General features: G+C 45.1%; 18 protein-coding genes. 3 read left to right on the top strand and 15 right to left on the bottom strand.

Going from position 1 to position 19,365, the window contains the following annotated elements; all coding sequences use genetic code 11:
• Positions 1 to 244 precede the first annotated feature (244 nt).
• The 9 genes from NST34_RS08190 to NST34_RS08150 form a co-directional block, all read right to left on the bottom strand.
• The gene (locus tag NST34_RS08190) at positions 245 to 1,171 is read right to left on the bottom strand and encodes a 5'-3' exonuclease (protein WP_042186207.1); all 927 of its coding nucleotides are present in this window, start codon (positions 1,169 to 1,171) and stop codon (positions 245 to 247) included.
• Positions 1,172 to 1,479: 308 nt separating this feature from the next.
• Positions 1,480 to 1,854 (bottom strand): arsenate reductase family protein, encoded by a 375-nt coding sequence (locus NST34_RS08185; RefSeq protein WP_341127538.1) that lies wholly within the window; start codon positions 1,852 to 1,854, stop codon positions 1,480 to 1,482.
• A 180-nt stretch (positions 1,855 to 2,034) separates the two neighbouring features.
• A complete protein-coding gene (locus tag NST34_RS08180; protein ID WP_341127537.1) occupies positions 2,035 to 3,024 on the bottom strand; it encodes an RluA family pseudouridine synthase in 990 nt (329 codons plus the stop codon).
• Position 3,025: 1 nt separating this feature from the next.
• The gene (locus NST34_RS08175) at positions 3,026 to 3,592 is read right to left on the bottom strand and encodes a cob(I)yrinic acid a,c-diamide adenosyltransferase (protein WP_042186191.1); all 567 of its coding nucleotides are present in this window, start codon (positions 3,590 to 3,592) and stop codon (positions 3,026 to 3,028) included.
• A 182-nt stretch (positions 3,593 to 3,774) separates the two neighbouring features.
• A complete protein-coding gene (locus tag NST34_RS32095) occupies positions 3,775 to 4,032 on the bottom strand; it encodes an aspartyl-phosphate phosphatase Spo0E family protein (protein ID WP_149645943.1) in 258 nt (85 codons plus the stop codon).
• A gap of 181 nt (positions 4,033 to 4,213) precedes the next feature.
• Positions 4,214 to 5,434, bottom strand: coding sequence for an aminotransferase class I/II-fold pyridoxal phosphate-dependent enzyme (locus NST34_RS08165; RefSeq protein ID WP_042186187.1), 1,221 nt, complete (start codon positions 5,432 to 5,434; stop codon positions 4,214 to 4,216).
• A gap of 13 nt (positions 5,435 to 5,447) precedes the next feature.
• Positions 5,448 to 5,948 (bottom strand): Lrp/AsnC family transcriptional regulator, encoded by a 501-nt coding sequence (locus NST34_RS08160; RefSeq protein WP_042125589.1) that lies wholly within the window; start codon positions 5,946 to 5,948, stop codon positions 5,448 to 5,450.
• 259 nt (positions 5,949 to 6,207) lie between these two features.
• Positions 6,208 to 6,597: a spore coat protein gene (locus tag NST34_RS08155; RefSeq protein ID WP_341127536.1), complete on the bottom strand. Its 390-nt coding sequence runs from the start codon at positions 6,595 to 6,597 to the stop codon at positions 6,208 to 6,210.
• Between the two features lie 30 nt (positions 6,598 to 6,627).
• The gene (locus NST34_RS08150) at positions 6,628 to 6,861 is read right to left on the bottom strand and encodes a spore coat protein (RefSeq protein WP_042186181.1); all 234 of its coding nucleotides are present in this window, start codon (positions 6,859 to 6,861) and stop codon (positions 6,628 to 6,630) included.
• 177 nt (positions 6,862 to 7,038) lie between these two features.
• Between NST34_RS08150 and NST34_RS08145 the strand changes: the two genes are divergently transcribed.
• The gene (locus NST34_RS08145) at positions 7,039 to 8,262 is read left to right on the top strand and encodes an NAD(P)/FAD-dependent oxidoreductase (RefSeq protein ID WP_341125839.1); all 1,224 of its coding nucleotides are present in this window, start codon (positions 7,039 to 7,041) and stop codon (positions 8,260 to 8,262) included.
• Between the two features lie 92 nt (positions 8,263 to 8,354).
• Here NST34_RS08145 and NST34_RS08140 read toward each other — a convergent pair whose 3' ends face one another.
• From NST34_RS08140 to NST34_RS08130, 3 genes are all read right to left on the bottom strand, one after another.
• Complete coding sequence (locus tag NST34_RS08140) at positions 8,355 to 8,897, bottom strand: hypothetical protein (RefSeq protein ID WP_076284226.1); 543 nt, start codon at positions 8,895 to 8,897, stop codon at positions 8,355 to 8,357.
• A 213-nt stretch (positions 8,898 to 9,110) separates the two neighbouring features.
• A complete protein-coding gene (locus NST34_RS08135) occupies positions 9,111 to 9,530 on the bottom strand; it encodes a DUF350 domain-containing protein (RefSeq protein WP_042125581.1) in 420 nt (139 codons plus the stop codon).
• 31 nt (positions 9,531 to 9,561) lie between these two features.
• Positions 9,562 to 11,928, bottom strand: coding sequence for an endonuclease MutS2 (locus NST34_RS08130; protein WP_341125840.1), 2,367 nt, complete (start codon positions 11,926 to 11,928; stop codon positions 9,562 to 9,564).
• 150 nt (positions 11,929 to 12,078) lie between these two features.
• Here NST34_RS08130 and NST34_RS08125 point away from each other — a divergent pair, with 150 nt between their 5' ends.
• Positions 12,079 to 12,426 carry a phage holin family protein gene (locus tag NST34_RS08125; RefSeq protein WP_042186173.1) on the top strand — a complete coding sequence of 116 codons (348 nt, stop codon included), beginning with the start codon at positions 12,079 to 12,081 and terminating at the stop codon, positions 12,424 to 12,426.
• A 75-nt stretch (positions 12,427 to 12,501) separates the two neighbouring features.
• Here NST34_RS08125 and NST34_RS08120 read toward each other — a convergent pair whose 3' ends face one another.
• Entirely contained in the window at positions 12,502 to 13,563 is a 1,062-nt protein-coding gene (locus NST34_RS08120; protein ID WP_341061545.1) for a GGDEF domain-containing protein, read from the bottom strand.
• A 319-nt stretch (positions 13,564 to 13,882) separates the two neighbouring features.
• Here NST34_RS08120 and NST34_RS08115 point away from each other — a divergent pair, with 319 nt between their 5' ends.
• A complete protein-coding gene (locus NST34_RS08115; RefSeq protein WP_339269787.1) occupies positions 13,883 to 14,233 on the top strand; it encodes a cupredoxin domain-containing protein in 351 nt (116 codons plus the stop codon).
• Positions 14,234 to 14,410: 177 nt separating this feature from the next.
• On the opposite strand, the gene NST34_RS08110 is transcribed toward NST34_RS08115, so the two are convergent.
• Both NST34_RS08110 and pheT read right to left on the bottom strand, forming a co-directional pair.
• Positions 14,411 to 16,468 carry a hypothetical protein gene (locus NST34_RS08110; RefSeq protein WP_339246231.1) on the bottom strand — a complete coding sequence of 686 codons (2,058 nt, stop codon included), beginning with the start codon at positions 16,466 to 16,468 and terminating at the stop codon, positions 14,411 to 14,413.
• A gap of 199 nt (positions 16,469 to 16,667) precedes the next feature.
• A complete protein-coding gene (gene pheT / locus NST34_RS08105; protein WP_339269785.1) occupies positions 16,668 to 19,112 on the bottom strand; it encodes a phenylalanine--tRNA ligase subunit beta in 2,445 nt (814 codons plus the stop codon).
• Between the last annotated feature and the right edge of the window lie 253 nt (positions 19,113 to 19,365).

Here is a 19,365-nt window from a genome sequence, read left to right as displayed (position 1 = left end):
GTTAGAAGTTGAAACGCTACCCATACACAAATGAATAATATCATTAAAAAAAGCAATCACCAGCCCTAATTATACGTCGAATGAAGCGCTATCACAACAAGTATAAACGCCTATTGCGTCCTTATAAGGACGCAATAGGCGTTTAAGAGAGAAAGATAAGGATAATGTATAATGTGAAACTTATACGTTCTTATAGTTTAACAAAACACCCTCCATGCATCTTTGCATTGAAGGGTGTCTGATCTTAACCCAAATCGCCTAACTCAATCTGTACAATTCCTCGTTCGTCCTGCACCTCAGCAATCAAATGCATCAAGCTGCCGAACTCTAGCTCCTGAAATTTGCGCGCAGCTGTTTCCCGTTGTAGTTGCCACAAGGCTTCCGTCAGCTCGCAGACCACCGGCACATCGCAACGGATTTCCGCTAGCTCTCGCGATAAATGCAGCATATCCAGATCTGCTTCGATTTTGGTACGCACGCCTTTAGGGAGCAGATGCAAATTCTCAATTACACCTTCAACTGTTCCGTATTCGGTCAGCAGTTTCAGCGCAGTCTTCTCACCAATCCCTTTTACGCCGGGATAATTATCACTGGTATCGCCCATAAAGCCTTTCAGGTCAATCACCTGTCTAGGCGTTAGACCCTTTTCCTCCAGCAATTCTGCAAGGTCATACACTTTATAGTTAGAGCGTCCCTTTTTCATAATGACGACCTTAACATTCTCATCAATGAGCTGAAGCATATCATGGTCACCCGTCAAAATATATACCTCAGAGTTTTCACTGTAACAAGAAGCCAGCGTACCAATGCAATCATCCGCTTCATAGCCTGCAAGTCCAATATTCGGCACCCCAAGCTCAGCTACTACATCTTTTACTAGATCGAACTGAGGAATTAGCTCTAACGGGGCTTCAATCCGATTCGATTTGTATCCATCGTATTTCTCGGTGCGGAACGTTCCTTTGCCCATATCCCAGCAGCATACGACGTGAGAAGGCTCAAATGTGCTTACCGCATCGAAAAAATACTGCAAAAAACCATACACCGCATTCGTCGGCAATCCAGCTTTTGTCTTGCGAATATATCCTCCATAAGAGGTCGCATAAAAGGCCCGGAACAGCAGAGCCATTCCATCTACAAGCATTACACGGCCCGTTGTTTCTGCTCTCATGTATAAACCTCTCCCTTAATCGTTCATTGTATTGTTATTAAGCGCTTGTCCATGTTATTGCACAAAGAGTATTCTATCAGAAAATACATGATCTGATAAGGGATCATATAGTTACACATATGGGAGCTTATTCTTATCCTTTGAAACTAACAAGTAAAAAAACCATCGGTGCCCTTGCAAGGGCGGTAAGCTTAAGCGAGAAATATAAGTATATTATAGAATCTTGGTCTTTTGTGATTTTCCTAGATATCCAAAAAGGGATGCCACAACAGCCATGAAATGACTGTTGGGACATCCCCTTTACGGATTTATACTTTGGAAGCATTGCTCCAAGCTTCAGCATATTGATCATCTTTAAAGCCTACCGTAACTTTAACACCATCAGTGACAATCGGACGTTTATTTAGCATACCATGGCTCGCGAGCAGCTCAAGCTTCTCCTGCTCACTAAGCTGTGACATTTTGTCCTTAATACCCAATGCTTTATAGACTTCACCACTTGTATTAAAAAACTTTTTCAGTTCAAGTCCGCTATTGGCCAGCAATTCTCGCAGCTCCTCAACGGTAGGCGGCTGTTCTGCGATGTTTTGAAGCTCAAGCTCATGACCTTGAGCTTGTAGCCATTTTACTGCACTGCGGCAGGTGCTGCATTTTGGATATTGATATACTTTTAGTTTGCTCATGTTGTTCTCCTTTAATGGTAGTGATGAGTGCGCTACGCTGGCAAATTATTCTTCCGATCGCTGTTATCCTCAGATTTCTTGATTTAGTCCGCTTGTTGCGGATGAAATCCGAGGATAAAGGCGAACACTCCGTTTCTCCAGAACCAATTCGCCCTCTCGCTAACATCACTAAGATAATTTTTACCTCAAATTCGCTTTCGGGCCTTGCTCCAATACATTCTCCAAGGCCGCCATATCAGGCGGCAAAGGAGCTTCAAAGATCATTTCCTGCAGCAGCACCGGATGCTTGAACGTCAGACGCACCGCGTGCAGTGCTTGACGTGGTATGGAGGCATCTAGTGCTGCAACGGACTCCAACTGTTCACTTTGAGTTAAAGTCAATTCCGGTAGATTATACAGCTCATGACGATACATGCTGTCACCAATCAAAGGACAGCCGATAGAGGTCATGTGGACCCGAATCTGATGAGTACGACCACTCTCCAGCTTCAGTTCAACTTTTGAACCTTGTGCGTATACGGTTTTAACCTCATACCGAGTCAGAGAAGGATAACCATCCGGTGTCACGATACGTCGATGCGGCTCCTCAGGATCACGGTCAATAGGTCCGTCGATATCGCCGAAAGGCTCCACAGGAGCCCCATGAACAAATGCAGCATAACGTTTGTCCACTGTACCCGCAATCATCTGCTCAGAAATATGCTGATGGCTATACGGATTCTTGGCGATGACTAACACACCGGAGGTTTCCTGGTCCAGACGATGGACGGGTCGAAAGCGGAAACGTTCATTTTTTTGCGCCCAATAATGAACTACTCCGTTAGCCAGCGTATCAGTGTAATGTCCGTGTGTGGGATGCACGATGATCCCTGCTGCCTTGTTTACTACGAGCAGATGCTCATCTTCAAATAGAATTTCAAAGGGAATCGGCTGCGGTAAAATATCATCCGAAGTCTCTGTTTCCATGCGAATCTGTACAATATCGCCTGCCTTAACATGTACGCTGATATAAACACGCTCTCCATTTAATGTAATCCCTTGTTCTGTTTGCTTAAGGCGTGACAACAATTTACGTGAGACATCCATCCGTTTATGCAGGATCGTCTTCAGCAACCAGTCATCCTCTTCTGGCGGTATAATGTAAGTAATTGGTGAATAATAGCTAGTCATATTAGTCTCGGAACACCTTTTTACTGCGAATGTATTCTACATCAGTAATCCCTGCCCGTGTATTAGCCGTCCTAGCCAGTGCAAAGAAATAATCGGATAACCGGTTCAAATAAATAACCGCTTCCGGGTTAATGTCTGCATTTCGTCCAAGTGTAACTGCCCGGCGTTCCGCCCGGCGGCAAACCGTACGGCACACATGTAGAACCGAAGCCAACGGACTGCCCCCAGGGAGGATGAATTTTTCTAGTGGTGGATTCTCTGCTTGAAGCTCATCAATCCAGCCCTCCAACCGTTTAGCCATCTCACTTGTTACCATATATTGACCACCATCACCTAGCTTAATAAAAGCCAGATCGGTTCCGCAATCGAATAGCTCATGCTGAATTTCCAGCAGCTGCTCGCGTACATCATCAAACTGATCGTCCTCCATCAGGCTCCTTGCCTGACCTACAAAGCAATTCAGTTCATCGATCGTTCCGTAAGCTTCAACTCGGACATCGTCCTTACCAACCCGGCCGCCAATCACTGAAGTTTGACCCGCATCACCCGTGCGTGTATAGATCACCATGGCTTACTCCTCCTATCCATCTTCAAATCACATAATGCTAGTTTAAGCTTTCTTATATAAAAATGGCAAATGAAGAGTATAGGCATATTCTCTCCAAGTGTGACTGCAATGTTGCGATGTGTGAGCTTAAAGGAACAACAAAAAGAGGACCCTAGGGTCCTCTTCAACAGCATGTAGCGACGTTATTTTCCAACTGGACGCCCCTTCATGTATTCATTTATCTTGAGATCCAGTAAACTGCTAATTTCAATCACATTATCTGAAGTGAATGATTTTTCCTGCAAAAAAAGCTGCTCCATTTTGCTACGGAGTATTCTAATTTCATCTTCCAGAGAGAGCATGCGAGCAGAAGCATCACCCTTGGGGGACAGTTTCCCACTTCCAGAAAAACACTGCCCTCCATAGGAAGGTAAGTAATAATCGGCACTAAGCACAATCATCCCTCCTAAAAGTATTATTGAGCGCGTGCCACAAAATGTCATTAAAGTAATAAAAGCAACTTCAAAGCAACGCTTAATTCCAGAGTAAAATACGTCCTTGTTAGTTCTATTATAGGGGTTAATTACTCTCAAAGTAAAATAATACCATAGGATTATAGGATAGGCTATAGTCCAATTTTCTCTATTCCATTCTCTCTCGTTCCAGTTGTGTGACAAAAGCACCAATGCGTTCAATAGCTTCATTCAGTTGAGCTACTGATGTAGCATAGGAGCAGCGTAAGTAACCTTCACCACCTAAACCAAAGACACTTCCAGGTACAGCTGCCACCTTATATTCAAGCAATAATCGCTGTGCAAACTGATCAGATGTCAGTCCTGTTTTGCGCACGCTTGGAAAAGCATAAAATGCACCTTGTGGTTCATGGCACTCCAGTCCCGCATCACGCAAACCCTTAACAATCAGCCTCCGCCGTTGGTTATAAGAATCGACCATTCGATCCTTCTCTTCCATCCCATTGGTCAGTGCCTCAAGTGCAGCCACTTGGCCCATCGAAGGAGCGCACATCACAGTGTACTGGTGAATCTTAAGCATAGCGGAGATCAAATCAGGGTGACCACAAGCATAACCCATTCTCCATCCAGTCATGGCAAAAGCCTTGGAGAAACCGCTGACCAAAATCGTACGGTCCATCATACCTGGCAATGAGGCAAAGCTGACATGATTAATTCCATACGTTAATTCCGCATAGATCTCATCCGAAATTACAATAAGATCATGCTTCTCTACAACCTTGGCGATCGGCTCCCAATCCTCTCGGGTCATAACACTTCCCGTTGGGTTGCTCGGGTAGCACAGAATTAGAACTTTGGAGCGTGGAGTAATCTTCGCTTCCAAACTCTCTGCAGTAAGTTTAAAGTCATTCTCTCCGATGGTTTCGATACCTACAGGAATACCTCCACCAATAGCCGTTATCGGCGAATAAGAAATATAGCAAGGTTCTGGTATGAGGATCTCATCGCCCGGCGTGATCAAAGCGCGCAGAGCCAGATCGATAGCCTCACTTCCGCCGACCGTTGCTATAATTTGATTGGCAGGATCATACTCCACTGCAAAACGGGTGTGCAAATAGTTCGCAATACCCTCCCTTAGTTCAGGCATTCCTGCGTTGGATGTATAGCCTGTAAATCCTCTTTCCAGCGAATAGACACAAGCTTCTCTGACATGCCACGGGGTCTTGAAATCAGGTTCCCCGACTCCGAGTGATATGATATCCTTGCTGCCTGCAGCCAGATCAAAAAACTTACGAATACCCGAAGGCTGAATTTGCTGTACCAGCGGGGCCAAATAAGAATTCATTGATTTGCTGTCTTCTCCAGTTAGCTGCGTTTTATTCGTGATCATATGATTACTTCCTTTATGGAGAGATCATCAGACGGTTGTCTTCCTCATGCTCCTCGAAGATGATCCCATCCTGTTTGTATTTTTTAAGGGTAAAATTCGTTTTAGTTGAGAGTACTGAATCAATTGGAGACAGCTTCTCGGAAACAAAATTGGCCACTTCACGTAAGTTTCGGCCTTCCACTTCTACCAGTAGATCGTAAGCACCTGACATCAGATAAACGGATTTCACTTGTGGATACAGGTAGATTCTCTCGGCAATGCCTTCAAATCCGCGACCCCGTTCGGGTGTAATCTGTACCTCAATCAGCGCTGTCACTTTCTCGTCATCGACTTTATCCCAGTTTACAACGGCTGCATACTTAACAATTACATGGTCCTTCTCTAATTGCCCAATCGCCGTCTTTACGTCTTCTTCTTCCTCGCCAAGCAGCGTAGCTAAGAGTGCAGTAGATCTTCTCGCGTCCTCTTTAAGCAGTTCCAGCACTTTCCTCTTTAGTTCGTTCATTTCCTTCATGCCTTCCCTCCGGATAGTTCGCAAATGACGTTGCGCTATTCATGCGTCGCCCCGCGAAAAGAGTTTAATACTAATATGACATGAATTGAGCATCTCTGCAAACAAAATAACCCCATATGATATCCGCATAGAAGACTAGGTTTACTCAGCTAAATGGATTTTTATACAAAAAACGCCCGTTTATACCGGAGCTCTCGGTATAAACGGGCGTCAGCCTTAAGGTTATGTGGCAGGATGCTTCATCCGCTAACCATCTTGGTTACATTAAATGAGACGGTTGATGTTGTCCATTCGAATGAAGGTGGCTGTTCGCATTGTGAGCAATAGATCCAGTTTGTCCTGTTTTTTGCTGCACGAACTGACCTGATTTTTGTTGCAATTGCTGTGCAGTTTGAAGCTGCTTGTCCACATCTTGGCGCAATGCTTTTGCAGGCTCAGGATACATATTCATTTGGGACATATGCGTATACAGATCGCCCTGAAGTCGAAGCGTGTTCATAGTCATCTCATTAAAGACCCGGCGAACCGCTGGACATGCCGATTCCGTAGCAGCTGTCGTATACTCACGAACCGTCCGCTTCAAATCACACAAAATGGTGTTCATTAAATCCTCATCTGGCATAAATGCTGCTGGATTCTGTGCGTTCATTTTATACCCTCCTTAAGATTAATAATGCAATTATTGTGGGCTTGTTGGTGCGTACTGTTGATGCTGCTGGAGTAACTGAGTAAGTGTATCCATGTGCTGCGTGTGATTTTGGATATGCTGCAAACAAACTTGTCGGACCTGCTCGTTCTGCGTTGTCGCGGCGGTAGCCGCACATTGCTTAAGAAGCAAGTCCTCATTAGAGATGGAGTCTGCGATATATTCCAATTCTTTTCCACTTAGTGCCTGCATTTGCATTGATTGCATGAGTTGTAGTCCCTCCTTGTAGTTGATCCAAACAGGCTTTAGTATACCGCCAAAGCACACCATTTATTTGCCCAACAGCACTAGAGAGTTATGACAAAAATAAGAACATGCTGCGAATGAGACGGTAAAATGCCGCCCATACTAAATTATGGAACAAATGAAGGAGCGATCATTTTCATGAGACTAAATAGCGGCACCCCACCTTGGAGAAGTACTTTACAAGACCCACCAACTTATCCTGCGCTAGAGGATACCATTCACTGTGATTGCCTGGTTGTAGGGGCTGGAATGGGTGGAGCAATGGCATCCTATCGCTTGTCTTTAAGCGGAGCTGAGGCTGTTCTGATCGAAAAAAGACGCGTCGGAAGCGGAAGCTCACATGCCAATACTGGTTTACTTCAGATATCTAACGACAAATCGTTAACCTCATGCATGAACACGTTTGGAGAAAAGAGCGGCTTGCTCTTTTATCAGCTGTGCCAAACAGGGGTTAGAAATATTTTGGATCTGCGAGCCAAGCTCGATATCGATCCCCAGATCATTCCTCGCAGCAGCCTTCTATATGCCAGTACACCAGATGATGTACCTGCTCTGCGAGAAGAATATAAGAATCTTGTTGCTCACGGATTCGATTCTGATTTCTGGGAAGAGGATGAAATTGCTTCGGTGTATTCTTTTTCTAAACCTGCTGCACTTTATTCACGCAGTGATGCAGAAGCGAACCCTTTCCGGACAGTTCACAGCCTGATCGCCAAGGCAGCAATGAATGGTGTACACGTTTATGAGCAGACCGAGGCTAAACAGTATGAGTTTACTGAAGATGGAGTAATTTGCCACACAGAGAACGGACGTATTATTGCGAAGAAGGTTATTTTTGCAATGGGTTATGAAACGCAGGAGTTTAAAAAAGACCGAGGCGCTGAGCTGATCAATACGTATGCAGTGATGACCAAACCTCTGAAGGAATTCCCCAAGTGGCATGAGCGGAGCCTCCTCTGGGAAACCGCCCGTCCATATTTGTATTTTCGGACAACACCGGAGGGACGTATTATTGCAGGAGGAAAAGATGAACCGTTGACGGATCCAGAGCGCCGTGATATCAGAGTGATTTCACAAAGTCAAAGGTTATTGGAAGAGCTGGAAGCTTTATTTCCTGAGATCAAAGGCATTGAGATAGAATACTCCTGGGGTGCTGTATTCGGCTCTACGCGTGATGGGCTTCCTTATATCGGCCCTCATCCCAAGTACCCTCATTGTTACTTCATCGAGGGTTATGGAGGCAATGGGACGGTGTACAGCATGATTGCTGCAGAGTTATTAACAGATACGATTGCGGGTAAACATCGGCCGGAGCTTGATCTATTCTCATTGACACGATCAGCCAAACCTTCTCCTTCTTAGAAAACGGACGTGAATAAGCAATATTGAGGTTTTTTAAAAAAAGCTTAGTCCCCTTTTGTTCATTAAGAGGACTAAGCTTTTTATGAGGATGCTTATGCTTTATCGGTACTCAGATTACGTACGAGCTGAATACGATCTTCCTGCGCTAGACTGTGCTGTACATGGAAACAAGACGGGCACACATACACATTAAGGGAGAATGGAGATGTTAGTACAGGTCCACCTAGTGTAGCCGGTGCAGACGGCTCGAAGTTGCTAACAAGCTGTTTACCAGCAAGGATAGTTAACTCATGGCATTGTGTACATTCCGGAGCTTCTTCCTGAATCGCTAAGATGCCCGATACACGCTCTTCATACTTATTCAAATCATAATCGTCACCGAATTGGTTGAGCGTGTTGTAAATAGGAACTACACTGTCTTTGTCGACGTCTCCCCAAAGATCATCATCATTAATAACCTCTTGTTTAGGTTCTTCTACAACTTCTTCTTCCTCTTCTTCAATGCCGTCTATCCCTACAGTAACTGTACGATATCCGTTAAGTTCATTGTTGCAGTGAGGGCAATTTTCCTCGGGTCCGAATTCCTCGTCCCATACGATTTCGGTATGACACCAAGGGCATACAGTTGTTTCCATCTTAATAATCTCCTTCATACTCCACGTTTAAATTTAGTTCATCATTAAATAAATAATACCGGCTGCTATAAAAGCAATAGCTGACACAAACAGAACTCGGGTAAGAATCTTCATGATATCCTCCTAATACCCCACAAAGTGGAGCTGCTCATTTCAAAGCTTGTCCAGCTTCATCTGGAATCCTTTGTAGGGAGGTGCAAAACTTTCTATTTTTTAAAATATAGCTGCACCGATCACATAAGACAACGAAACCGAGATCAGCATCGCTATTAGCCCAACAGCACGGTTATCTGCAGCGATCTCCTCATCAATAGAGAACACTGGGGTTAGGAATTCAAATAAAAAATAGGCAAGCAGCAGCAGCAAAAAACCGACGACCGACCACTTCATCGTCTCATAAATCGAAACACCTGATTCAATGCTGAAACGCAGTACGTTGCAAATTCCGAAGATTTTGCCACCAGTAGCCATGGCTACTGCCAAGTTCCCCTTGCGAATTTCTTCCCAGCAATTATATTTCGTTACCATTTCAAAAATAGACAGAAATACAACAAGCCCAAGAATTGCTACTGCAAAGTAACCAAGCAAGGCACCTAGCGGATGACCCAGCAAAAGATCAATATCTCCTTGCACACTTTTCCCTTCTTTCTGCCGGGCAATCCCGCTATTGCAGCTCAGCCACGGTTACGCCTGCGCCGCCTTCATTATAATTTCCAAGCCTATAGCTCTTAACATGTCTGTGCTTACGCAAATATTCTTGAATTCCTGTGCGGAGCACACCTGTGCCTTTACCATGAATAATAGAAATTTGGCCCAGATTTCCTAAGAAGGCTTCATCAATAAAACGATCCGTCTCCATAATCGCTTCTTCCAAATTCGTACCTCGCAAATCCAGTTCTCTACGAATGTTCTCATCACGGGAGCGTTTAACGGTTGTCGCCTGCCGAAGGGGCGTTGGTACAGAGGCCGCTTTCGAAGAGAGCAGTTCCAAATCATCCAGGCTTACCTTCATCTTCATGATCCCAAACTGTACTAAAGCCTCTTTAGAGCCGCTTAATTCCACTACAAAACCTTTTTGGTTTAAGCTATCTACTTTCACTTCATCACCAGGACCAATCGTCCGCGGAGTCTTAGCAGGCTTACGAGTAGCGGCTTTCTTACGCGGTGAAGGTTCGGCTTCGTCTAGACGTCTCCGTGCTTCAATCAGCTTATGCTCTTTGACTGAAGCGCCTTCTTCCATAGCTAAGCGGCGTAAATCACTGATAATTTCCTCAGCTTCTTTACGCGCTTTCTCCAAGATTGCGCTGGCATCTTTCTCAGCTTTCTCCAGTCGTTTGTCTCGCTGACTTTCCAGCTTCTCCAGCTCTTGCTGCTGTCTGCTGCGTAATTCCTCTACTTCGCGACGGATACTCTCTGCTCGCTCATGTTCCTGTTCCGCTCCAAGTCGATTCTCTTCGAGAGAGGCAATCATATGCTCTACACGTAGATCCTCTTCCTTCACTTCGCCGCGTGCATGCTCCAGAATCGCACCTGGCAGACCTAATCGCTCTGCAATTGCAAAGGCGTTGCTTCGTCCAGGAACACCAATCAGCAAACGGTAGGTAGGGCTGAGACTTTGGACATCGAATTCCATGCTGGCATTGATGACCCCTTTACGCTCATAAGCGTAAGCTTTCAATTCGCTATAATGCGTGGTAGCGACCATACGGCATTCAGTCCGGTGAATATGTTCCAGAATGGCAATCGCCAGCGCGGACCCTTCTGCCGGATCCGTTCCTGCACCCACTTCATCAAGCAGAATAAGACTCTTGGGAGTCATTCTCCGCAGAATGGAAATAATATTCGTCATATGACTGGAGAATGTACTCAGACTCTGCTCAATGCTCTGTTCATCGCCTATATCTGCATAAATGGCATCAAACACACACATTTGACTGCCTTCTTCTGCAGGGATGAACAACCCAGACATCGACATGAGACTCAACAGTCCAATGGTCTTGAGTGTAACGGTTTTACCACCCGTATTCGGTCCGGTTACAATAATGGAGCTATATTGGTTGCCGAGCTCCACATCCAGAGGAACAACATGCTCCGCGGGAATAAGCGGATGGCGTCCTTTGCGCAGCTTCAAATACCCACGATCGTTCATACGAGGCTGTGTAGCCTTCATATCTCGGGCAAGACGCGCCTTGGAGAAGATAAAGTCAAGCTCGCCAAGAATATCGATATCATAAGTCATTTCTTCGGCTATATCAGCTACAAGCGCTGTCAACCTATGCAATATGATCTCAATCTCCCGTTCTTCACGCAGCCGTGTTTCACGCAGCTTATTATTCATGGCCACAATGGACTCAGGCTCGATAAATAAAGTGGCTCCTGATCCGGACTGATCATGTACAATGCCACCGAAATGCGCACGATACTCCGCTTTTACAGGAATAACAAACCGATCTCCACGAATGGTTACCAGCTGATCCTGCAGCATTTTAGCAACGGAAGAAGAACGAATCATGGAATCCAGCTTCTCACGAATTCGGGTCTCTCCTCCGCGCAATTCACGGCGAATCGTAGCTAATTCAGAGCTAGCTGTGTCAAGTACATCTGCGTTCTCGTCTATACATAAACGGATGGCATCTTCTACATGTTTTTGCTCCGATAAAACATCGCTGAGTGAAAATAGGAATTCAATCTTCTCCTCCTCATGCATAGCTGCCAGGAATCGTTTGACTCTTCGTGCGCCGCCAATGGTAGTTCCCACTGCCAACAGTTCAGTTGTTCCCAACATTCCACCTATAGAGGCACGTTTTAGTGCTGCTCGAATATCGCTTATCCCGCCGAATGAAGGAATACCCTTCAGACGATCTACATTAGCCGCTTCGTCCGTGGCTTGAAGTAGCTTCTTTACACCTTCAAAATCACCGGACGGTCTTAGTTGCTCCGCAGTCATTCGCCCCATTGAGGTTTGCGTATATTGCATTAATTTATTTAAAATCTTGCGATATTCAAGCGTATGCAAAATTTTGTCGTCCAATTACAGTCACAGCTCCCTTCATAGATGTTTCCATTATACAGAATTCAAGCCAATTTCGCTATTTGGTATCGGTTAAAGCATAAAAACAAGTATTAAGGTCACAATAAGAACTGCACATATCCTTAGCTTGGGCCAAAGGAGGTTAGTACAGTGAATTTCTTGAGTCATGTGGGTCGTTTTATTGTAGCAGCGCTTGTTCTGATGGTCGTTAGTTGGATTGTTCCACAGTTCTCGGTTGGTGGCTTCTGGAGCGCTCTAATCCTTGCACTGGTGATTGCGTTACTCGGCTGGGTTGTCGAAGGAATCTTCGGCAAAAAAGCAACGCCCTTCGGGCGCGGTATCGTCGGTTTCATCGTTAGTGCATTAGTCATCTGGGTCGCTCAATTCGTAGTGAGTGGGGTCAGTGTTTCCATTCTAGGAGCTATCCTGGCGGCGTTGGTCATCGGTATTGTCGATTTATTTTTGCCGGTATCCACGCCGTTTGAGGCAGCAAAGTAACGAAAGCTATTCATAACACAGAACCCCTATTTCCGGTTCTTTTCCGGTAATAAGGGTTCTGTGTTGTTTTTATCCTTATGACACAATCTCCGCTTCATGACTCTCAACACAATTGACCACTCTGTTCTTACCTTGCTTTTTAGCGGTATAGAGCGCTTTGTCCGTTTTACGAAAAAGAAGCTCTTTCCCATCCCCAAGCTGATAATCACAAATTCCAATGCTGACAGTAATCGGCTTATTCCCAGCCTGCAAATGCTCGATTTGAGCAATATTGATCCGTAATTTTTCTACAGCCTCATAAGACTCTGAAAAACTTTTGTCTGTAAAAATCACAGCGAATTCTTCACCGCCATACCTAGCCGCAAAATCATTTAACTCAATCATACCGCCCACCTTGTCCGCAATTACCTTAAGAACAAGGTCCCCAACCCTATGTCCGTAGGTATCATTAACTTGCTTAAAATTATCTATATCGAAGAGCGCCAGCTGTAGTTGAAGGTTGTTGCTTTCACATTGCTCCAATAATGAATCCAAATATTCATGAAAGGTTTTATGATTATATAGTCCAGTGAGTGCATCTATCTTCAGCAGCTTATCCGAAATAGCCCTCTCCACCATTAGATCTTGGCCTTCCTTCGTTAATCTCTCCAGATTTACACGCGCTTCCCGCGCACGAATAATTACAGCAAGAGCCATCCCTACAAATATTATAAACACACACTCTACTATTAAGAATTCAAGCAGCGGTTTATGTAGGAATGGCCGTTCCAACCCGAAATATACTCCCGCATAAAACACAATACTAAATAGTCCCATTAGATACAGGAGCTTACGATCAAAATAAATAAGAGCGACCATAATCGGCATCATGAGCGTCATCTGAGCACCATCGACAAAAGGCTCTAATACAAAATACATAAGGTAGGACACTAAAAACCCACAACTAACCACCCCATATTTAGGGGATTGTTTACTATAACGAAGCCACAGCTCCGCAGTAATCATAAGGACCACAATTAGTAAATTACAAGCAATAAATAAGTGCCATAGATTCGTGTCCATGGTTGTTTTTATTTGAAGTCGGTCAATATTCGACAAAAACAGCAACTGTGAGAACAATAAAAGAATAACTACCATCCAATAACCTTTTAAGATTCTACGGTGCCAAACCTCCGTATTTAGCGTATCGTTAGTGCTTGAAATATGTATCCCCTACTTTTGTACGTTAATGTAATAGCTTTCATTATAATAAATTTTAGTTATATTTTCATCATTTATTTGCAATTTACGACAAAGTTTGAACAGTCTCCCTTGTTCACGGATTTTTCACATTTAATCAAAGCGCTTACTTAAATTTTAAGTTATGATGTCTACATAATTGTCACATTTTCACTATGCTTGGACTTCTTAAGAGGAGGTTTGGATCATTAAAAAATTTGCAATTCTACTTTCAATTGTGTTCGTTATAGCACTTACAGCCTGTGGAAACAGCAATGATAGTGCTGCTGGCAATGCTAACACATCGGAGCCGGAGATCGAGGCAGAAACAGAACTTACAATTACAGCTACGAATTACAGTTTTGATCAGGAAGAATATCATCTAAAAAAAGGTGTACCCGTCAAAATTATTTTTAAAAATGATAGCGGCAATCACGGTATCCTTATCCCTGAATTTGAACTCCAGCTTAATAGCAAAAAGTCCTCGAAAGTAATTGTTCCAGAGGAAGCCGGCACATTCGAAATGACCTGTTCGATTATGTGTGGATCCGGACATAGCGGCATGAACGCAAAAATCATTGTGGAATAGATGAATCATTAAAAAGCCGATCGTTAGGGAATTGCCCTGACGATCGGCTTTTTAATGAAGTGAGAAATATAAGACATGGTGTGAATCTTATTCTTTCGAATATATTAAACAAAGAGGGCTGACCTGAAATAGATCTCTCTACACATCAGGTACAGCCCTCTTTCTTGCATCCGACATTCAACTGTCCTGTTCGATCAGTTGAATCCATTCATTATATTCATTCTGAAGCTTGGCATATTCCTCTTGAAGATTACGATGCTCATCCGTCATCTTCTGTAGCTCATTTTGATGCATCTCAAACTGGACCTGTAGCAGACGAAGTTGTCCTTGGGCCAATTCATAGTTCTCGCCGACTTCACCAAGCTGCTGAAGCACCTCACTGCGTTCACGTTCAATAGATTTCTGCTTAGCCTCAGCCTCACCGGCCTCCTGCTGCCAAATATCTATCTCTTCACGCAGCTTCGCTTCCAAATCACTCCACTGCTGCTGTCGCTCGAATAATTCCTCGTACTTTTGCTTCCATGAAGCGCCGTACGCCTCTGCTTCCCTCAGAACATCCTGCTGCTCTGCAACCGTAGCAGCGGCCTCAAGGCTAGCTTCAGACAATTCCTCTAAGCGTCGAGCTGTCTCTTCGCCTTCTTCTTGCAGCAGTTGATATCTTTCCTGTAGACGTTCTCCATCTTGCAGCACTTCATCATATTGAGAGATCAGTTCCTCATAGCGTTCACGAAGTGCAGACAGTTCCTTCTGAACCTGTCCACCTTGTTCACGGAGTGCTGCAGTTTCGTGTTCTGCATCTGTACGAAGCTGAGCTTCCCGATCTAACTGTTGTACTAAACCATCCGCTTGACCACGAAGGATCTCAATCTCCTTTTGAAGCGCCAAAGATTTCTCTTCGGTCTCCAGTAGGTTCATTTCAAGCTCACTAATATCTTCCATCCGTTTATCCGAGAGCTCCTGCCAATTTGCTGCCTCCGCCATAGATCCAGCGAGTTCTTCCTGAACACGGTGCAGATTGTCATTCGTTTCCTGTAGTGACTTCCGCAGCTCTGATGCTTCATTCTGAGACTGCTGATAACGCTGGCGCAATTCTTCCAGCTCTTCATTCAACAGCGTGCCTAGCTCAGTAGCAGTACGCAGCTCCTCACTGAGCTGTTCTTCACGTTTAACCACCGCTTCATATTGTCCGAGCAGCGTCTGACGAGCATCTCGTTCACTCTTAAGACTGGCTTCAGCCGAACGGAGTCTAGACTGAAGTTGTCCTGTTCCACCACGAAGCTCAGCCAGCTGTTTCTCGAGCTCTTGAATGTTTTGCTTATGTCTATGTTCCTGAGTACCTTGTGACTGACGAAGTTCCTTATTCTTAGCAAGCTCCCGTTGTAAAGCTTCCCGTTCTTCAGCCAATTCCTTGCTTAGCTTCGTTGTCGTGCTCTCAAGCTCCTTACCCAGTGTCAACTTCGTCTTCTCGAGTTCCTTACCTAATGTTGATTTGGTTTCCTCAAGCTGTTTCTCTAAGGTTGATCTGGTCTCGGTTAACTCAAGCTCTAGAGCAGACAAGGAGTCTGAATTCTCCTTAGTCAGCGTCTCACGGATGTTCTCCAGCTCTTGCAAATGCGCTGCCTTCTGCTCTTCCAACTGCTGTAGACGGATGGCTTCTGCATTCGCTAGTTCCTCTCGATGATTCTCACGCATAGCAGACTGTTCAGCCTCATAACTTGCCCGCAGTTCCTGCAACTCCAGCTCACGCGCAAGCAGCTCCTCTTCCAGCTTCTCTCGTGCGGCTTCAGCCGCTTGGGTTGCCTCTTGCAGCTGGTTAGCATGTACTTTACGCTCATTCTCCTGAATTTCCAGATGACGCTTGCGCTCTTCTTCAACCGCAGCAATCAGTCGTGTAGCTTCTTCTTTAGCCGCCGCTTCAAGGCGTTCATATTCTTCTTGTCGCTCCCGCTGAACCTCCAGCAGGCGAGATACTTCCAATCGCAGTTCACTGCGTTCACCTGTCATCATGTTGAGTTCATTTTTAAAATCCTGAACCTGAATAGCCTGCTCCGCCATATGTACTGCTGCAAGCACCGCTATGCGCGGCGTATCCAGTCTGTTGTGTGATTTAGAAATCGTGCGCATATGTTCGTCAACATAACGGGCCACTTGTTTCATATATTCAGTGCTGCTTCCGACGAGTTTATAGGAAGTTCCGTATATCTCCACGGCGACACGTGTCCGGTCCATAGCCACAGTTGTGCCCTCCTTTGTATGTGTGCGGATTCTAAGTTAGTCTTACTGTTTCTATTGTAGCTTTTTTCTTAAGCATTTGGCAAAATCCCTTGTAATCAATAGATTCTCGCTGATATCCTCCGCATTTCACTCTACCCAGAAAAAGCCGCAGCGAATCTCAGTTTCTAAATGGATTCGCTGCGGCTTTACACAATTCCTGCTATTTTCTTAATTCTGCACCAAAAGTTTGTTGAAGGACTGATAATAGCTTATCATGCACCTCTCCAACCTCTTCATCTGTCAATGTATGTTCACCGTGACGATACAGCAGTGAGATCGCAATACTCTTCTTTCCACTCTCTAACTTGCCACCAGTGTACACGTCGAATACCTGTACGGATTGCAGCAAAGTTCCTCCGTTTGCACGGATGGAAGCTAGCAGATCGCCTGCTGGTACCGTTGAATCTACAACCACTGCAATATCCCGTTCCATACCTGGGAAACGTGGAAGCTCATTATATTGCAGACGGCTTTGCGTGTTATCATACAGCGGCTGCAATAGAATCTCGGCTACATAAGTATCCACTAGATCAAGCTCTCTTTGCAGTTCCGGATGAAGCTGGCCCATAGTTCCAATCTTCACACGACCCTCGTCTCCGACTAAATATACCGATGCGGAACGTCCAGGATGATACCCTTCTGGACTATCTCCCTCGTAGATAATTCTGTCTGTAAGACCCAAATAAGCAAATACAGATTCCAGCGCACCCTTCAAATCAAAGAAATCTACAGGCTGTGCAGAAACGTTCCATTGCTTCACGGTTAGGCTACCGCTAAGCAACAACCCCAGCACCGGCAGTTCACGCGGCTGACGAGTCAACTGTTCTTCATCTGTGAAGAAGACATTGCCGATTTCAAACAACGCTAGATCGCTTTGACGACGGTTGGTATTATAGCTAGCAATATCCAATAGTTGTGGCAGAAGGCTAGTACGCAGTACACTGCGTTCTTCACTCATTGGCATAGCCAATTTAACCGCTTGTGAGCCTTCTGATAACTCAGGGAACATTTTGCTTTGTTTCGGCTGGATGAAGGAGTAACCCATCACTTCCTGATAACCGCCATGTGACAACAGGCGACGCAGTTCACGGCGGAGTGATTGCTTATGCGTCAATGCGCCTGGCGTTGTAACACCTTCAATCAGAGTCGTTGGAATATTGTCATACCCGTACAAACGAGCAATTTCTTCGATAAGGTCAACATCATAGCTGATATCGCCACGTCTAGTTGGCACCTGAACTTCGATCAATCCTTGTGCAGTATCCCCGCATTTGAAATGTAGACGACCAAACAAAGTCTTCACTTCTAGCAAGGACAGATCTGTTCCGAGATAACGGTTCAGCTTCTCCAAGGACAAAGTAAGTACCTTCTCTTCTCCTGCGACTGTTCCTGCTTGCACAATTCCTTCATGCACAGATCCGCCAGCATAACGCGCAATAAGTACTGCAGCGCGATTCAATGCAGGGATCACTGCATTTGGATCCACTTCTTTCTCGAAACGAAGCGATGCTTCCGAGCGAAGTCCCAGTTGACGCGAGGTTTTACGAACGGTTCCTCCGTCAAACTTAGCAGATTCCAGAACGAGATTTACCGTCTCAGCAGTAACTTCCGTATCCTGACCTCCCATTACTCCAGCCAGAGCTACAGCCTTAGCTCCATCAGCGATAACGAGCATATGTGGCTCAAGCTTCCGTTCTTGGCCATCAAGTGTAGTCAGGACTTCACCTTCGTGAGCAAGACGAACGCCGAGTTCTCCGCCTTCTATTTTATCTGCATCAAAAGCATGAAGCGGCTGTCCGTATTCGAGCATCACATAGTTAGTGATGTCAACGATGTTGTTAATTGGACGAATCCCTGCCGCCATCAGACGATTCTGAATCCACAGCGGGGATGCTGCAGGTTTAACACCTGAGATATAACGAACTGCGTAATGACTGCAATGTTCTTCATTCTCAATCTTAACGGAAATAGATTGAGCAGCTGCTCCGCTGATCTCAATCATTTCACTCGCAGGATCTGGTAATTTGATGTCACGTCCAAGAATCGCGCTCACTTCATAAGCAGCACCAATCATACTTAGACAGTCTGAACGGTTCGGAGTCAGATCGAATTCCAGAATTTCATCATCTAGACCCAGCAACTTTGAAATATCTTGACCGATCTCTGTACCTTCAGGAAGTACAAGAATTCCTTCTTGCTGCTCTTTAGGAAGCAATTTATCATTGAGTCCCAATTCTTTAGCCGAGCAGATCATCCCTTGTGATAATACCCCGCGCAGCTTCGCTTTTTTGATATCCAGCCCTGGCAGCTTAGCGCCAACAAGAGCTACAGGAACGGTTTGTCCCGCAGCTACATTCTTTGCGCCACAGACGATTTGCAGATCTTCACCTTGACCTGCATCCACGATACATACGTTCAGTTTATCCGCATCAGGATGCTTTTCTTTCGATTTCACATAGCCGGTTACGATGCCGGAAATCCCTTTATTGCGGCGCTCTACTCCGTCAATTTCAATGCCGGCAGCGGTAATCTTCTCCGCTAGCTTTTCGGCGGTTACTCCTTCAATCGATGTATAATCAGCCAACCATCCGGTTGATACTTTCATGTCCGCTCACTTCCTTTATGTTTCAGATGTATTTATCTACTTGCCGTTCGATCTGCTTCCTGTGGGAGTAGTACAATTTAGGATTACTCGATCAAAGCTTCATAACCGTCCTATTTAGAGCAGTCACTACGAAAAATATTGGACTTCCGATCGCTGTTATCCTCAGATTTCCTGATTAAAACCACTTCTCGCGGTAGAAATCCGAGGATAAAGGCGAACGCTGGCGCTTCTACAGTTCCAAAATTTCTCTCCG

Origin of the sequence: Paenibacillus sp. FSL H7-0714 (assembly GCF_038003765.1) — a bacterium.
Classification (GTDB): Bacteria; Bacillota; Bacilli; order Paenibacillales; family Paenibacillaceae; genus Paenibacillus_AQ.
Note: the sequence above shows the minus strand (reverse complement) of the source record. Positions and strands in the feature narration are given on the sequence as shown.

What these genes read in the sequence shown, in the direction of transcription:
- NST34_RS08190 (WP_042186207.1), bottom strand. Translation starts at nt 1,171, where the DNA reads ATGAGAGCAGAAACAACGGGCCGTGTAATGCTTGTAGATGGAATGGCT.
- NST34_RS08185 (WP_341127538.1), bottom strand. Translation starts at nt 1,854, where the DNA reads ATGAGCAAACTAAAAGTATATCAATATCCAAAATGCAGCACCTGCCGC.
- NST34_RS08180 (WP_341127537.1), bottom strand. Translation starts at nt 3,024, where the DNA reads ATGACTAGCTATTATTCACCAATTACTTACATTATACCGCCAGAAGAG.
- NST34_RS08175 (WP_042186191.1), bottom strand. Translation starts at nt 3,592, where the DNA reads ATGGTGATCTATACACGCACGGGTGATGCGGGTCAAACTTCAGTGATT.
- NST34_RS32095 (WP_149645943.1), bottom strand. Translation starts at nt 4,032, where the DNA reads ATGATTGTGCTTAGTGCCGATTATTACTTACCTTCCTATGGAGGGCAG.
- NST34_RS08165 (WP_042186187.1), bottom strand. Translation starts at nt 5,434, where the DNA reads ATGATCACGAATAAAACGCAGCTAACTGGAGAAGACAGCAAATCAATG.
- NST34_RS08160 (WP_042125589.1), bottom strand. Translation starts at nt 5,948, where the DNA reads ATGAAGGAAATGAACGAACTAAAGAGGAAAGTGCTGGAACTGCTTAAA.
- NST34_RS08155 (WP_341127536.1), bottom strand. Translation starts at nt 6,597, where the DNA reads ATGAACGCACAGAATCCAGCAGCATTTATGCCAGATGAGGATTTAATG.
- NST34_RS08150 (WP_042186181.1), bottom strand. Translation starts at nt 6,861, where the DNA reads ATGCAATCAATGCAAATGCAGGCACTAAGTGGAAAAGAATTGGAATAT.
- NST34_RS08145 (WP_341125839.1), top strand. Translation starts at nt 7,039, where the DNA reads ATGAGACTAAATAGCGGCACCCCACCTTGGAGAAGTACTTTACAAGAC.
- NST34_RS08140 (WP_076284226.1), bottom strand. Translation starts at nt 8,897, where the DNA reads ATGGAAACAACTGTATGCCCTTGGTGTCATACCGAAATCGTATGGGAC.
- NST34_RS08120 (WP_341061545.1), bottom strand. Translation starts at nt 13,563, where the DNA reads ATGGTAGTTATTCTTTTATTGTTCTCACAGTTGCTGTTTTTGTCGAAT.
- pheT (WP_339269785.1), bottom strand. Translation starts at nt 19,112, where the DNA reads ATGAAAGTATCAACCGGATGGTTGGCTGATTATACATCGATTGAAGGA.